Below are 14,421 nucleotides of genomic sequence, written 5' to 3' on the forward strand. Positions count from 1 at the left end.
GCTACTCCGCCTTCAAACTCTTTACCGGATTCATTAAAGCAGCCTTTATTGTCTGATAGCTAACCGTCAGCAAAGTGATACATAAGGCACTTATTCCGGCTACCAGGAAGAACCATAGGGAGATCCCGGTACGATATTCGTATTGCTGCAACCATTGCTCCAGGAAATGCCAGGTCAGTGGTATGGCAATCAGACAGGCAATGCTTACCAGTACAAAAAATTCTTTAGACAGCATGCGCCAGAGCCCAAATATGGATGCGCCCAGTACTTTCCGGATGCCGATTTCCTTCGTGCGTTGTTGTGCTACAAAAGAGGCCAGGCCGAATAACCCCAGGCAACTGATAATGATGGTTAAGAGGGCGAAGCTGCCAGCCAGTTTACCTACCCGTTCTTCAATAGCAAATTTGCGGGCATATTCATCACTTACAAATTTGAAACTAAAAGGCACCGCCGGGTTATGTTTTTCAAACACACCTGCTATTTTTTCCAATGCAGCATGCGCATTCTGGGCAGGGTTTATCTTCAGGATGACGAAGTTGGGATTATCGTAACTCAAATAGTAGATTGTCGGTTTAACAGGGTCATAAGGAGAGTTCATGACCATATCTTTTACAATGCCTATTACATGCAGTTTTGCACTACCCCAGGTAATGATTTGGCCGATAGGGTTTTTCAGTTGCATGAACTTTGCAGCCGTTTCATTTAAAATGACTCCCGAGGAGAGATCTGTAGGGTAGCCATTGGAAAAGTCCCGGCCCTGGGAGAACTTCCAGCCCAGCGTTTTACCATAGTCATGCGTTACAGCCACCGTGACAAACTCGTCCTGCAGGTGAGGAGGTTTACCGGTCCACTGAAAACCACCCCGTGCATCCCAGGTGTCGGTAGTAGGTCCCTGAGAGGCCGTCATACTTACGGCTGCCTCTGTGCTCAGAAGGTCATTTTTTAAAGCATCATAGTGCGCTTTGATATCGGATGGAGACATGCGGACAGTTATCAGTCCATCGCGGTTATAGCCTATGGGCCGGTCTTTTGCAAATTGTATCTGATGGTAAACAATGAGAGTGCCAGTCATCAATGTGACTGCTACAGTAAACTGTATAACAACCAGGACTTTGCGGGGTAGCGCTGCAAAGCGCCCCAGGTGAAAAGTTCCTTTAAGTACTTGTAACGGTTGGAATGAGGACAGATAAAATGCAGGATAACTGCCTGCAACTAATCCGGTTAGCAGACTGCATCCTAAACCGATTGCCCAGAATAACGGATTCGTCCAAAGTATGCTGATCTTTTTATCAGCGATGTCATTGAAGAAAGGTAATACAAGCTGTGCCAGTAAGATTGCCAGTATAAAGGCGAAGAGTGTGACCAGTACAGATTCAGTTAGGAACTGTCCGATCAGTTGTCCTTTCCTGGAACCTATTGTTTTGCGGATACCTACCTCTTTAGCACGTTTTTCAGAACGTGCCGTGCTGAGGTTCATAAAATTAATACAGGCCAGCATCAGTACAAAGGCCCCGATAGTGGCAAACAGCCAGACAAATTGTATGCGTGCATTTGTAGGAACCCCATTTTTCCAGGTGGAATGTAAATGCCACTGGCTCATCGGGTGTAAGAACAACCTGGGATTAAACACAGCTGCATCTTCTTTACTGATATGATCCCGTTTGAGAGGGGCAATCATCCGGCTTACTTTTTCGATGTCTGCCTGTGGCATCAGCTCTACATAAAGTGTTGTGGAATTTATATTCCATGCGTCCTGTTTTTGCCGGATATCTTCACCGGAGGCGATATATAGCTCCCAGGGTGCGAGGAAATGCAGCTCATGGAATTGTGAGTTCAGTGGAAGGTCGTCATATACGCCGGTCACATTCAAGGTGATAGTATCCATCTTCAGTAACTGGTTCAGTGGATCTACATCCCCAAATAGCGCTTTCGCCGCAGATACCGACAGCATAATATTGTTGGGGTCTTTCAGGCCATCCCAGCTACCTTGCTGCATATGAAGCGTCAGCATTTCAGGAGCACCGGCTTCCATGAAGGTCCCGGTTTTAATGATCTTTTTATCGCCATGGGTAAGTACCCGGTTGCTGGTATAAGCTGACAGGACAATATGTTTGAATGCTCCGCTATACCTGCTGCGTAGTTCCCTACCCAGTGGAATGGGTACCGCTTCGCGGGTGTCTGTAGTACCATTGTAAGAAGCATGGTACATCACCTGGGCAATGTGGGAATAGTTTTTATGATATTGGTTGAATGTGAGCTCGTCCCATATCCACAGGCCAATGAGTATGGCTACCATCATCCCCATTGCCAGCCCGGCAATATTGATAAAAGCATGCAGTTTGCTTTTCAGGATATTTCTCCAGGCAATAGTAATATGAACTTTTAGCATAACGGTATGGATCCTAATGCCAATCCTTTGTCTAATATAATGCCTGTTTCGTGGAGTATTGAAAATAAATGAGTTACTTATTTACTGGCGGGTCAGATTGTTCGGTTTTAATATATGGTTGTCCGCTTTTGGTACAGTTGGTTGTAATTGCTGGGCTGGGATATCGGGTGTATATTTGTAGCAGATTCCATGATTTATATTACAGCAAAACGATATTCCTATGGGCGCATTTAATGATCTTATTCAGTCAGAAACACCGGTATTGGTCGACTTTTATGCAGATTGGTGCCAACCCTGCAAGGCTATGGGCCCTATTATCCAGGAGGTAGCCAGGGCCATGGAGGGGAGGGGAAGAGTGGTAAAAGTTAATATAGATAAGAATCAGGACGCTGCCCGGCATTTTAATGTTACAGCAGTACCCACTTTTATCATCTTTAAAAAAGGGCAGGTGTTATGGCGCCATGCCGGTATGATCGATAAACCCAGTTTGCTGAGAACAATGGAAGCCAACAGCTAGGGTATTCCATTTCCCGTTCAAAAAAAAGTGAAGATTGTTTGTAACAAAATCCCAAAAGTGATACTTACCTGACAGGAATCATTCATTTAACCAATGACGCATCACTTTGTCTAGTAAAGAAGCCCGTTTTTTACAGTTGCTGGAAGCGCATAAAGGTGTGCTGTTTAAGATTTGCCGGATCTATGAAGAAGATGCGGAAGCACGCAATGACCTGCTGCAGGAAATGATTTTGCAGCTGTGGGCGTCTTTTGATACGTTCAGGGGAGATAGCCAGTTTAGCACGTGGATGTACAGGGTAGCATTAAATACAGCGATTGTGTTTTTTAAAAAGGAAAAACGAAGGCCGGATACCGTGATGCTTCCCCTGGATAATGAACAACCGGCTCCTCCGCAGTATAATGGGGAAACAGAACAGCAGCTTGCCTTGTTTTATAAGGCTGTTAAACAATTAAGCCAGGTGGAAAAAGCATTGGTATTCCTGTATATGGAGAACCAGACCTACGAAGAGATCGCGGCTAACATGGGAATTACTCCTGTAAATGCCCGGGTCCGGCTCAACCGGATTAAAAACAAAATAAAAGAGCTGATTAAAACAATGGGTTATGAATCTTGATGAGTTAAAAGATGCCTGGGGTAAAGATGTCCCGCCAGATATGACTTTACCGGTAAGCGCTGCATTGCAGGGGCAAACATCTTCTGCCATTAACAGGATAAGAGGTAACATGAGATGGGAGTTTTTTATTACCCTAATCGGCTACGTTATCATGGGCTTCCTCTTGCTCAGCCGTTCCCAGGCGCCTTTATTCCTGATCGCAGGAGGAGCTGCATTGTTTATATTATTGTTACAGAACGGGTATTATTTCTTCCGCTTTTATCTTTTTTACCGCACGATGAGCCGGTACGATTTTAATATGCGGGAGAGCGTCAGGAAAGTAGTATATGAGCTGGAACTTAATACGGAGGTCTATAAAACATATAATTTCTGTATCATCCCATTGACCATTATCATCGTCATTACAATCCTGGGTGGGAAGGGGCTGGCAGACTATCTCCTGCACCTGCTGACAGTTGGTTTTTCGGTTACACCGGTAGTGGTATTATGGGGGATAGTTACGCTTTTTTTCTCCCTGGCCATTACGCATGTTTGTATCAACCTGCATATTCATCTGCGGTATGGCAAATATATTGCCGCACTTAAAACGGTGGTACACGAACTGGAAAACGAAGCATAACCAGGCCTTGGTGGAAAGCCTGGTTATGCCCGTGATGAATACGTTATTCAAAAGCCCTTACAAAGTAAGCAATAGTAGTTTTGCCGGATACCGTACCCGACTGGGTTTTGATCGTAGCGGTACCATTACCCCCACCAAAACTGAGCAGATATACCGGCCCGTTGGTAATATTGATCGTGAAAACGGTGCCGCTTTGTGTAATGGTAGCACCTGCTCCGCCCACTACTTTATAAGAAAATGCTACCTGGCTCTGAAATCCTGTGTAGATCGTGAACGTAGTACTGGTACCATTGCTGGTCGGTGCCTGGAGGAAAAAGTCAACAATTCCTGATGAGCCCAGGCTATTACCATTGTTAAGGTTTACTGCAGTAGTGGAAAGGTTATTAAAATCTTCGCTGTTGACAAACATTTTAACCTTATTCAGTTTAGCTATAGGCATACCGTTCCAGACGTCAAAACTCCCGCCTCCGTTTTGTACATCCAGTGTGGCTGTTGGTGTACCGGTAGCCCCGATCTTCGTTTGTGCATAGCTGTAATTAGTCAGTAATATGGTAGTGAGCAGGATAATAAAGTATCTCATTTTTTTTAGTTTTTCGAAGATGGACAATAAGTGATAACTATTGTTTGATGAATTTGCTGCCGGAGATCAATTTTCCGGAAGCGTCTTCTAGGCGGAGGATGTAAGTGCCAGCAGCCAGTTGCTTGAGTGTAAAGCGTACGGTGTCATGCGCCGGGACTTTCTGATCAATGAGCCTGCCTTGTATGTCAAATATCTTTACTACGGTTTTGGGCGGTATACCTTTCACCTGGATTTCTCCGGTAGCTGGGTTAGGGAATACATTGATATGGATAGCCGACGGCGTTGTAAGTCCTGTTTTGGTCCACATCAGTTGTTCACCAGGTATTCCGGTGGCTATTTTAGCAATCGCTAAAGCAGATACGGGATGATCAGGTGATATCACACCTTTGAGGATGCTGCCTTCCGTATTTCCGGTGGCGGTAGCCGTATCACTTAAGGTGATCCATATTTGCCCATTCCAGCCTGCCAGCCGGAGCTGGCCTGCTGTGGCAAATCCCGTAAGATCTGGAATAGATACGCTTACATTGAGTGTGTTGGTATGCACCGCAGTGCAGATCCAGTCCCAGTAGCCGGTAGTACTGATCGCTTCGATACCACTTTGCAGGAAGGCGCTATCCGTAGGATGTGTTGTTTGGTCAGAGGGATCGATCGTGGCAGCCGGTTCTCCTGTTATCCAGGCCACTGCTATTCCGGTATTGGCATTATTGGGTGCACTGACTGTTAAGGTGCGCAACCTCGAGCCTGAGCCAACAGGAAAGGAAAAGGCTTCGTTGCCCAGTTTATGAAGGTAGCCGTTGATGTGACGGTTATTGCTGGTAGCGCCTGTGATGACTGCGCCATTTAACAGGGATACTGCACCATTTTTATGCAGGGGGCGGAGCGTATGGGTAATACCGTTATTCAATACCAGTTTTTGGCTGACTGAAATACCCTGTTCATTCGTAATAAAACAACTACTGGTGGTACCATTGTTGAAGTATAATTCTCCAAAAGCCGGCTTTTGAGTACCCGCTATTTCCTGCTCACTGGCTGCGCCCCGCAGTCCGATAAAGTAATCCTTTCCATTGCCAGCTTCGTAGGTACCATGATTAATAAATGTCTGCGCAGCTGGCCCTGCATGAAGTGTAGTGCCATTGTTGACCATTACACCATTGTTGATCAGCCGCCAGGCTTCAGGGATAGCCGGAGGCCCTGGATCGTATTCAAAGGCCCCTCTGTCTACATTAGCTCCTTTTTTTCTATCGGCACCATCTTTGTCTTTTATTTCAGGCGGCGGACTATAAGCAGGATCTCCTGCATCGATACAGCCTGATCCGTTCTGCAAGTGAAAGTCAAAGCTACCGGCATTGGCAAACATAGGGTCCCCAAATGTGGAATAAGTGTCATTACTACTTCCAGTCTGATAGGCACTAAACCCATTGTACAGCGTACCTTTCCAGTCAAAGTAGGCTGGTGTGGCAGCAGCATAATAGGTGTTGTAGGAGAGCTGGAGATTGACGGGGTTGTCACTTACAAACAGTACTTTAGAGGCAGGGTTGGAAGCAAAGCTGATATTGTTTTTTACCACGGTGTTGTGGGAATAAATCACGGCAATTTCTCCGAGGTATTGGAGGGCAGGGTTTTGTGCATTGGCATAGGTGGTATTATTGATGATGGTACAATTTTCGACTGCCCTGTTTTCCGGCGACCAGCCCATGATACCAATACCGCAGCCTTCATTCCCGTAACTGACATTATTTCTGACGATGTTATTACGTACGGTATAGTTAGGTGTTTCTCCGCCCACAGCAATTCCTATTACGTTTTCGTGGACGATGTTCCGTTCTATGATGATATTGGAGCTGCCATCCAGGTAAATGCCGGTGCCTCCTTCTATCAGGCTTTTACATTTGGAAACATGATTGCCGGTGATGAGGCCATTTCTCGGAAAGTCTGTGGCCGGATCACTGGAGATGCCCCAATGGCCGGAAGCATCGATCCCAATGTTGCCGGTATTGGTAATAGTATTATTGGAAACAGTGAAGCTATCTACATAACCAGTGATACCCATTGCTTCTGTCCACCCGGTGCGGCAATCCGCTACCAGGTTACTGTCTATCAGGAGATGTCTGATAGGATCTACCGGGTCATAACCTGCTACAGAGATGCCGCCTGCATAAATATTAGGGGCATAGGTAGTGGTATCTGCACTGGCATAGAGATTTTTAATGGTATTTCCGATAATACGGATGTGGTGCGAAGGCCCCCGCCATCCACCGGACAGTACCATGATCCCTGCCGATACGGAGCCGAGGCAATCCCTGAAATGCAATCCCCGTATTTCAACATAGGAAACACCATTGAGGGTCATCAGTTTGGCAGGTTGGTGATTACCACTGATGATCACAGGGGTAGCGTCATAATTACGGAATACAATATATGCTCCGGGAGTACCGGAAACATTCATGACTACATTTTCAATGTAAGTGCCACCTGAAATATAAACGGTACTTCCCGGCGTGGCATTGTCGGCTGCTTTTTGGATGGTTTTCCAGGGTTGTGCAAAGGTGCCGGGATTACTGTCATTGCCAGTAGTAGCTACATACCAGCTACTCTGGCAAAAGACAGGGTGATAGATGATCGTCAGCAATAAACAGCATAATAGTTTCATAGCATTAAGTTTGCAGAGATGAAGTGATACTATCTATCCGTAATGGTTGTGCTGATGGTGTTGGTCCAATCTTTATCCGATCGCAGCAGCTATTTGTGCTCTGACTTTGTAAAGCTGCTGCGGATCCTGTTCATACTGCCTGGCGGACGTAACAAGTTGCCCTGCGGCGCTCATGGCTGCCGCAGGTCCTTTCTTTTGTGATAACAGTTGGTAATATTCGTAGTCTTCCAACCCTTCCCGGATGTTTTCCAGCCGGATACTACCGATGGGGCCGTTTATTCCCGGGTAAAGCAGGATGCCATCTCCGTGCAGCCATTTGTATTCCTCTGTAGGAGTAGTAACAGACCATTCAATGGTAACAGGATCATTACCTTTTATAGGCGCCGGCATTTTCTCATTTCTCTTATTGTATTGGGTTAGGCTCCAGTACAGAAAGCCGTCATACCGTTCATGGTAAGCCATCGCGCTCAGGAGTATCCTGGCTTCTATCGGGTTATTTTCTATCCGCCAGTTGGGCATAGGCGCATAAGGTTGCAGGGAGATATAAGCCCATACTTTTTTGCCCTTTTGCCTGATCTTATCGGCAAAGTTGTTGTTGTAGATATCTTCAAAGATGTGAAGGATAAGAATATCAATGTGCATCGCTTCCATTTGTTCATAGGATTTGATATGCATGGAGGTGGTGGCAACAGGGATATCCGGATATACTTGCTTTACATGGGCAAATACTTTTTTCATGGTTTCAAAATGAGCTGGCTCACATTCATCAAAACCATAAAACACACCATTGCCTTTGGCAGCGGTACCATTGGCAATAAGACGGTCTATGTAAGGGCGGTTGCTTTCAAACCTTTCTATCAATACACTGGCATCCAGGTCTCTGTCCTGCCAGGAAGTGGTGACAGGGTAGATAGCAAAACCATTCATCCGCTCGTTAAACGGAAGGTATTCTTCCGGCGTAATGGCCCGCGCACCATTGGTCCCGGCAGGATTGATATACATCTCTGTAGGACTAAGGCGGCAATCAGCTACAAAGTCCATCCACTTCTTTTTCATAGCAGGAGTGAGGGTACCATAGGCCTGTGCCACCCAGTCGAGCGACATTGGAAAAAGGGTAGGAAGGGAAGGGCGCTCTGGTAAACTGAACGCATATACTTCTACGGCTACGTTTATCTTTTCAACCCTATTGCCTATATGAATATTAATGGTGCTGTTGTATACCCCAGGTGGTGTGCCGGCAGGCGCATGTACTTTGCACCAGATTGCGTGCGACCAGTTGGCGCTGAGGGAAATGCTCTCCCTTTCCAGCAATGGGTCAGGATACCATCCTGGTTGCTGGCTGGCGGCAATCAGCGGAGTGGGGTGACCCTGGAAAGTGTCTATCTTTACGTAACCCACCTGGTACCATTTTATTTCAGGCAATGTATTGGCCGCATTTACCAGCGGTTCCATCACTACTTTTACCTGACTGATATCCTGTTGGGCACGGATAACAATCTGAAAACTCTCGTATTCGTTACCGGCCAATGCTACGGCAATCTTATTACTGGCTGGTAGTTTATCGTCCGGCATTACCCTGATCAAACTACTGATAGCAGAGATGACATAATCCGCCTTGTTGTCTGGCATACCTGAGTCTGTATTGTTTTTAGCGCTCTGGGAGCAAAAGGTTTGCCCACCCCAGAGGATACCGCCTCCCAGCAGGGAGATCGTTTTAAGAAATGTTCTTCTGGAGTTATTATTCAGCGGCTGTTGTGTCATGAGGATGTATTTTGATGAAAGCAAAGGATACCCGTACCTGCCTTACAGGGCAGGTGGTATCCGTTTATTCGTTAATAGTAAGGGTAGCTGTTTAGTATCCGGTATTTTGTATCAATGCGCTATTCCTGTTCAGTTCTGATTGGGGAATAGGATAGCGATCCCAGGCTTTCTTCAACCCGGTACGGCTTTCAATGATAAACTTGTTGTAGGTGAAATTTTCATTCGCATCCTTTGTGATACGCATACCCCAGGCTTCCTGCAACACGGTAGTAGTGATTCCCCAGCGTCTGATGTCCCAGAAGCGTTGGTTTTCGAAAGCCAGTTCAATACGTCTTTCATGCCGGATGCACTCCCGCATTTCGGTTTTGGAAAGCCCTTGGGGGATGGGAGGCATCTTTACGCCCTGGCGGTCACGGATACGGTTGATGGCATCATAGATGCTCTGGTCGGGATTGTCGGATGCTTCATTTTGTGCTTCTGCATAGATCAGCAGCGCTTCTGCAAAGCGCATGAAAATGTAGTAATGGCTACCAGGCCTCCATTCCGGGGTAAGGCTGCCGGTTTCATCCAGGGTTTTACCCAGGTAATAACCAGTATGGGTATACTCCCCGCTACCACCGTTTTTGTTTAAGCCATCCAGGCCTCCCACAAAGGTTTCGATGGTAAAGCCCCGCCATTTCCGGCCATTGTAAATGATGGACATCGCAAACCTGGGGTCCCGGTTTTTGTAGGGATCCTGCGGATCATATCCGGATCCGGGGGTGTTGATAGACATGCCATTGTTCATTTCGTAGGCATCTACGATACCTTGTAAAGGTTGCAGGATACTAAAGCCTGCCTGACTAGGCATCAGATAGTCATGGAGATGATTCTGGTCATTGACATTACTCTGGAAGATGATTTCCGGAGAGTTGCGGGTATGAAAGAGCCCTTTGTAGCTGGCATCCAGTTCATACATTTTTTCATCTATGAGCGCCTTAGCCGCATCGGCTGCTTTTTGCCAGCGGGTCTTGTCATTGCTGGTATTTTGCCATGGACTGGCAGCATAGAGCAATGTTCTTGCTTTCAGCATTCTCGCAGCACCTCTGGTGGGCCTTCCCAGATCTTTCAGGCTGTATTTAAGTGGCAGCAAGGCAATCGCACTATCGCAATACTGGGTGATAAAATCTACTACAGAATCTGCGGAGGTCCTGGGTGTGTTCAGGTTGTCAGTGATCTGTAGCGGTTTATCGATCAAGGGCACTGCCCCATAACGTTTATACAGCTCGGCATAGAACCAGGCTCTTAAAAAGAATGCTTCCCCTTTCATCCAGGGTTTTTCCTGTGCCTGCTCTGCATTATTAGGTTCCAGAGGAAGGGCATCTATTTTTTCCAGGAAGATGTTTGTTTTCCTGATAGAGAAGTAGAGGTCAGCCCATTTATCCATCGGGTTATTGGAAGGCGACAGCGAACCATCATAGAAAAACTTGGGACAAGGCCAGTATTTATAAGCACCATAACCATCATCGGTGGCCCCATCAAAAGAAAAGCCCCATTGATTACCACCGTACCAGTCGATGAAAAGCCCGGTGCCATAAATGTTGGCGAGGTATGCTTTGGTTTGCCGGAAGTTTTTAAACACTTCATCTTCCGACATACCTCCCGATTCAGCTTTGTCCAGATAACTATCTAATTTATTGCAGGCAGTATTAAATAACATACCCAGGAGGCAGATTACCGGAAATATATTTTTAAGTTTCATCATGATCGTTTTTAGTTTTCCTGTTTCAGTTCAGGCATTATTGTACACTTTTAAAAACCGTTGCTGAAGATTAAAAATCTACAGAAAGCCCCAGGTTATATACCTTTTGCTGTGGGTAGTTATTACCACGTCCACTGGGTGTTTCGGGGTCAAAAGAACCACCTATTTTATCCCAGGTATAGAGGTTCATGCCGTTTGCATAAACCCGCAGCCGGTCAAATCCTGTTTTTTTAGTGAGCTTAACATTTTTAAAAGTATATCCCAGCTCCAGGTTCTTCAGGCGGAGATAGGCCGCATTTTTCATGAAGAAGGTAGAGGGACGGTGATTGTTAACATTAAAGCCATGATGCAGTACCGGATAGGTAGCCGTATTGGCTGTGGCAGGAGTCCATCTGCCCAGGTGTTCCGGCATCAGGTTGCCATTGTCTACAAATTCGTAGGCAGCCTGGTCGCTAAACATGACATTGAAATTACCCGCACCCTGGAACAAAAAGCTGAGGTCAAAGTTCTTCCAGTTAACACCTCCGGATATACCGTAGAAAATTTCAGGTACTTCTGTATGACCAATAGGGCCTTCATCATTGGCATCTATTACTTTATCACCATTCAGGTCCTTGTATTTGATATCTCCCGGGATGAGGTTGCCAAATTGTGTAGGGCTGTTTTTGATATCTTCCTCATCCGCAAAAAAACCGATGGCAGTAAGTCCGAATAATTGTCCGATAGGATGGCCGGTAAGCCGTTGGTAATCGTAGGGCTTGTTCTCTTCATCCATAAACAGGATCTTGTTTTTGGCCACGGACATATTTGCACGAACAAAATAAGTTACTTTACCTACCTGGTTATTATGCGTAAGTTCTATTTCGTAGCCATTGTTTTCTATCGAGCCGAAGTTGACCGGAGGTAAATTATCAGGATATACACCAATGGTAGAAGGGATAGAGCGGCGGGTGATCAGGATATTATCTCTCTTTTCACGGAATATATCCACGTTCAGGCCCAGGAGGTTTTTAAGTATTTTAAATTCCAGGCCAGCATTCATTTTCTTTGATATTTCCCAGGAGATGTCCGGGTTGGCCATTGCCCCTTCCGTTACCCCAGACATCCAGGTGAGCGGATCACCATAGTCATATCCGGAATTACTGTTGTATTCAGAGATAAAGAGCCATCTTCTGCCAAAGAGTTTGTCGCTACCCGTGGTACCATAGGAAGCCCTGACTTTCAGGAAGTCAACAAAGCTACTGCCTTTCAGGAAAGGTTCTTCGCTGATCAGCCATCCTGCGGAGTATGCGGGGAAGAAACCATAACGTTTTCCTTTCGCGAAGTTATCAGTACCATTGAAACCGGCATTGAATTCGGCAAAGTACTTATCCTTGTAGCTATAGGCTACTCTGCCCACAAGCCCCTGGGAAACGTAAGGTATGGTGCCGCCCCGTACTTCCTGGGTACGGTTGGCCAGCAATAACCCGGAAAAGCTGTGTTCACCAAAAGTACGCTGATAGTTCAGGGAGAGGTCCATCCAGATATCCCTGTTCTGGTTAAAGCTGGAAGATGGCGCTGACAGCGGCAGGTCTTCTCCGGTGTAAGTATAGCTGTTAGGGTCATTATAATCGCCTGAGCCTTTATAAATAGCTAAGCGCTCATTGCGGGTACGGGAAAAGCTGTTCTTAAAATAACCATCAAAGGAATAGTTGCCTTTGATGAAGAGGCCCTTGGTGATAAAATCCAGTTTACGGGTGGCCGATAACATCCCGGAAAGAGAAGAGTTAAAGTTTTGCGTATAACCTTTTGTGTTGAGCCAGTATAAAGGGTTCAATGCACTTACATTACCACCATACAGGCCGGTAGGATATCTTACCGGGAAGGCATTGGGAGTTACTTTCCGCAGCATATCAAATAACTCACCGGCTGTCATCTTGGGATAATTACCATTTTCAATAGCACCAAAGAGGTTCAATGCCACGGAGAAGTCTTTATCAAAATCGATGTCAACATTGGAGCGGAAGTTGTAACGTTTGTATTGTGTATTAGGATTGTATTTAGGTTGTTTTTCTGCTTTGTAGATACCATCCTGTTGTACATATCCCACGTTCACGAAATACTTTACCATGGGGCTGCCACCGGAGATGTTGAAGTCGGCTCTGGTAAGGTTGGAGGGTTTCAGCAGTTCTTCCATCCAGTTGACGTTCGGATATTTCAGCGGATCGGAACCTGTGCGGAAGGCATCCAGTGCTTCCTGTGAAAAAGGAGGAAGGGTACCTGCCGGGTTATCATTTTTATAGGCTTCATTGGCCAGGGTAGCCCGGTCAAAGGAGTTCAGGAATTTGGGCAGGCGTACCGGCGCCTGGATAGCGCGTTGTACGCTGGCGTTGATAGCCGGTTTGCCTTCTTTACCGCGGCGGGTGGTGATGATGATGACACCATTGGCGCCTTTTACCCCATACAAAGACGTAGCCGAAGCATCTTTCAGGATGGTAATATTTTCGATTTCATTAGGATCGAGCAGGGTGATGGCGCTATAATCTTTTTTGATACCGTCGATGGTCACGATCGGAGAAGCATCATTGAAAGTAGCGCGGCCACGCATCAGCAGGTCGGATTGATCATATCCCGGTTCACCGCTGCGTTGTATGGCGATCAGTCCAGGTAACCGTCCTGCCAGGGCGTTGGTAATATTAGCCACCGGGCTTTGTTTCAGCTCCTTGGTGCCTATAGAAGCGATGGCACCGGTTTGTGCCACTTTTTTCTGTGTTTGTCCAAAGCCCAGTACCACTACTTCATTCAGTCCGCCGGCATTCGCAGTCAGGGAAATATTGATCTTTTTTTCTGATCCGATCTCTACTTCTTTGTTATCATATCCTATAAAGCGGATGAGAAGTGTCTGGCCTTTTTTTGCTTTGATGGAGTAATAGCCCATGACATCCGTGGCGGTACCTGCACCGGTTTCTTTTACCTGTACAGAGGCACCTGGCAGCGCGGTGCCATCGGGACCGCTGATGGTACCTGTAATTACGGAAGAGGTATCCGCCTGCATCGGCGCAGGCAGGAGTTTTTCTTTCCGGGGCCTTATTTTAATAATATCATTTTCTATAACATAATACACAGGTTGGTTCTCCAGGCACAGGTCCAGCACCTGTTTTACAGAAGCATCTTTTACATGGATACTCACGGGTGTGGTGCCTTTCAGGATTCCTTCATTGTAAATGATGTTAACGTTTGCTTCTTTGATGATTGCAGCAAACACTTTTTGCAATGGCACATTTTTCAGCGAAAGGTCTACCTGCTGAGAGAAGCTGGTAGCACTTACATGTAAAAAGGTGATCAGGAGCAGGGAAGCCGTCATTTTCATAACCAGGCATAATTTGGTTGATAGCCCGGGGATGCCCGGGGCTTTTGCAATAGAATTATAATGCATACTTTTACAGTGTTTGGTAATTCTTAAAATAGTCTTGCACAGATGAAAAGAAGAAGACCAGATTTTAACCGGTGGTGTGCCAGCACCCCGGTTTTTTATTGGTCATGAATTATTGTTTTATGTGATCATACGCGGT

At 46.1% G+C, this 14,421-nt stretch carries 9 protein-coding genes; 3 read left to right on the plus strand and 6 right to left on the minus strand.

What is annotated here, in order from left to right; translation table 11 throughout:
- Position 1: 1 nt before the first annotated feature.
- Positions 2-2,389 carry an ABC transporter permease gene (locus tag ABR189_RS06295; RefSeq protein ID WP_354659609.1) on the minus strand — a complete coding sequence of 796 codons (2,388 nt, stop codon included), beginning with the start codon at positions 2,387-2,389 and terminating at the stop codon, positions 2-4.
- A 220-nt stretch (positions 2,390-2,609) separates the two neighbouring features.
- Between ABR189_RS06295 and trxA the strand changes: the two genes are divergently transcribed.
- The 3 genes from trxA to ABR189_RS06310 all read left to right on the plus strand — a co-directional run bounded on the left by trxA (position 2,610) and on the right by ABR189_RS06310 (position 4,138).
- Positions 2,610-2,906, plus strand: coding sequence for a thioredoxin (gene trxA / locus ABR189_RS06300; protein WP_354659610.1), 297 nt, complete (start codon positions 2,610-2,612; stop codon positions 2,904-2,906).
- Between the two features lie 106 nt (positions 2,907-3,012).
- A complete protein-coding gene (locus ABR189_RS06305; protein WP_354659611.1) occupies positions 3,013-3,519 on the plus strand; it encodes an RNA polymerase sigma factor in 507 nt (168 codons plus the stop codon).
- Entirely contained in the window at positions 3,509-4,138 is a 630-nt protein-coding gene (locus tag ABR189_RS06310) for a hypothetical protein (RefSeq protein ID WP_354659612.1), read from the plus strand. Before ABR189_RS06305 ends, ABR189_RS06310 begins: the two co-directional genes overlap by 11 nt.
- 43 nt (positions 4,139-4,181) lie before the next feature.
- On the opposite strand, the gene ABR189_RS06315 is transcribed toward ABR189_RS06310, so the two are convergent.
- The 5 genes from ABR189_RS06315 to ABR189_RS06335 form a co-directional block, all read right to left on the minus strand.
- On the minus strand, positions 4,182-4,718 hold the full coding sequence (locus tag ABR189_RS06315; protein ID WP_354659613.1) for a hypothetical protein: 537 nt from the start codon (positions 4,716-4,718) through the stop codon (positions 4,182-4,184).
- Between the two features lie 37 nt (positions 4,719-4,755).
- Complete coding sequence (locus ABR189_RS06320) at positions 4,756-7,368, minus strand: right-handed parallel beta-helix repeat-containing protein (RefSeq protein ID WP_354659614.1); 2,613 nt, start codon at positions 7,366-7,368, stop codon at positions 4,756-4,758.
- 72 nt (positions 7,369-7,440) lie between these two features.
- Positions 7,441-9,129: a DUF4091 domain-containing protein gene (locus ABR189_RS06325; RefSeq protein WP_354659615.1), complete on the minus strand. Its 1,689-nt coding sequence runs from the start codon at positions 9,127-9,129 to the stop codon at positions 7,441-7,443.
- Between the two features lie 91 nt (positions 9,130-9,220).
- Positions 9,221-10,873, minus strand: a complete 1,653-nt coding sequence (locus ABR189_RS06330) for a RagB/SusD family nutrient uptake outer membrane protein (protein ID WP_354659616.1) — start codon at positions 10,871-10,873, stop codon at positions 9,221-9,223.
- Positions 10,874-10,940: 67 nt separating this feature from the next.
- Positions 10,941-14,219: a TonB-dependent receptor gene (locus tag ABR189_RS06335; protein WP_354659617.1), complete on the minus strand. Its 3,279-nt coding sequence runs from the start codon at positions 14,217-14,219 to the stop codon at positions 10,941-10,943.
- Between the last annotated feature and the right edge of the window lie 202 nt (positions 14,220-14,421).

The organism is Chitinophaga sp. H8, assembly GCF_040567655.1.
GTDB classification, from domain to species: Bacteria; Bacteroidota; Bacteroidia; order Chitinophagales; family Chitinophagaceae; genus Chitinophaga; species Chitinophaga defluvii.

Bases quoted from the DNA above. Each gene is read 5' to 3' on its own strand.
- ABR189_RS06295 (WP_354659609.1), bottom strand. From the start codon at position 2,389: ATGCTAAAAGTTCATATTACTATTGCCTGGAGAAATATCCTGAAAAGC.
- trxA (WP_354659610.1), top strand. From the start codon at position 2,610: ATGGGCGCATTTAATGATCTTATTCAGTCAGAAACACCGGTATTGGTC.
- ABR189_RS06310 (WP_354659612.1), top strand. From the start codon at position 3,509: ATGAATCTTGATGAGTTAAAAGATGCCTGGGGTAAAGATGTCCCGCCA.
- ABR189_RS06315 (WP_354659613.1), bottom strand. From the start codon at position 4,718: ATGAGATACTTTATTATCCTGCTCACTACCATATTACTGACTAATTAC.
- ABR189_RS06320 (WP_354659614.1), bottom strand. From the start codon at position 7,368: ATGAAACTATTATGCTGTTTATTGCTGACGATCATCTATCACCCTGTC.
- ABR189_RS06325 (WP_354659615.1), bottom strand. From the start codon at position 9,129: ATGACACAACAGCCGCTGAATAATAACTCCAGAAGAACATTTCTTAAA.
- ABR189_RS06330 (WP_354659616.1), bottom strand. From the start codon at position 10,873: ATGATGAAACTTAAAAATATATTTCCGGTAATCTGCCTCCTGGGTATG.
- ABR189_RS06335 (WP_354659617.1), bottom strand. From the start codon at position 14,219: ATGAAAATGACGGCTTCCCTGCTCCTGATCACCTTTTTACATGTAAGT.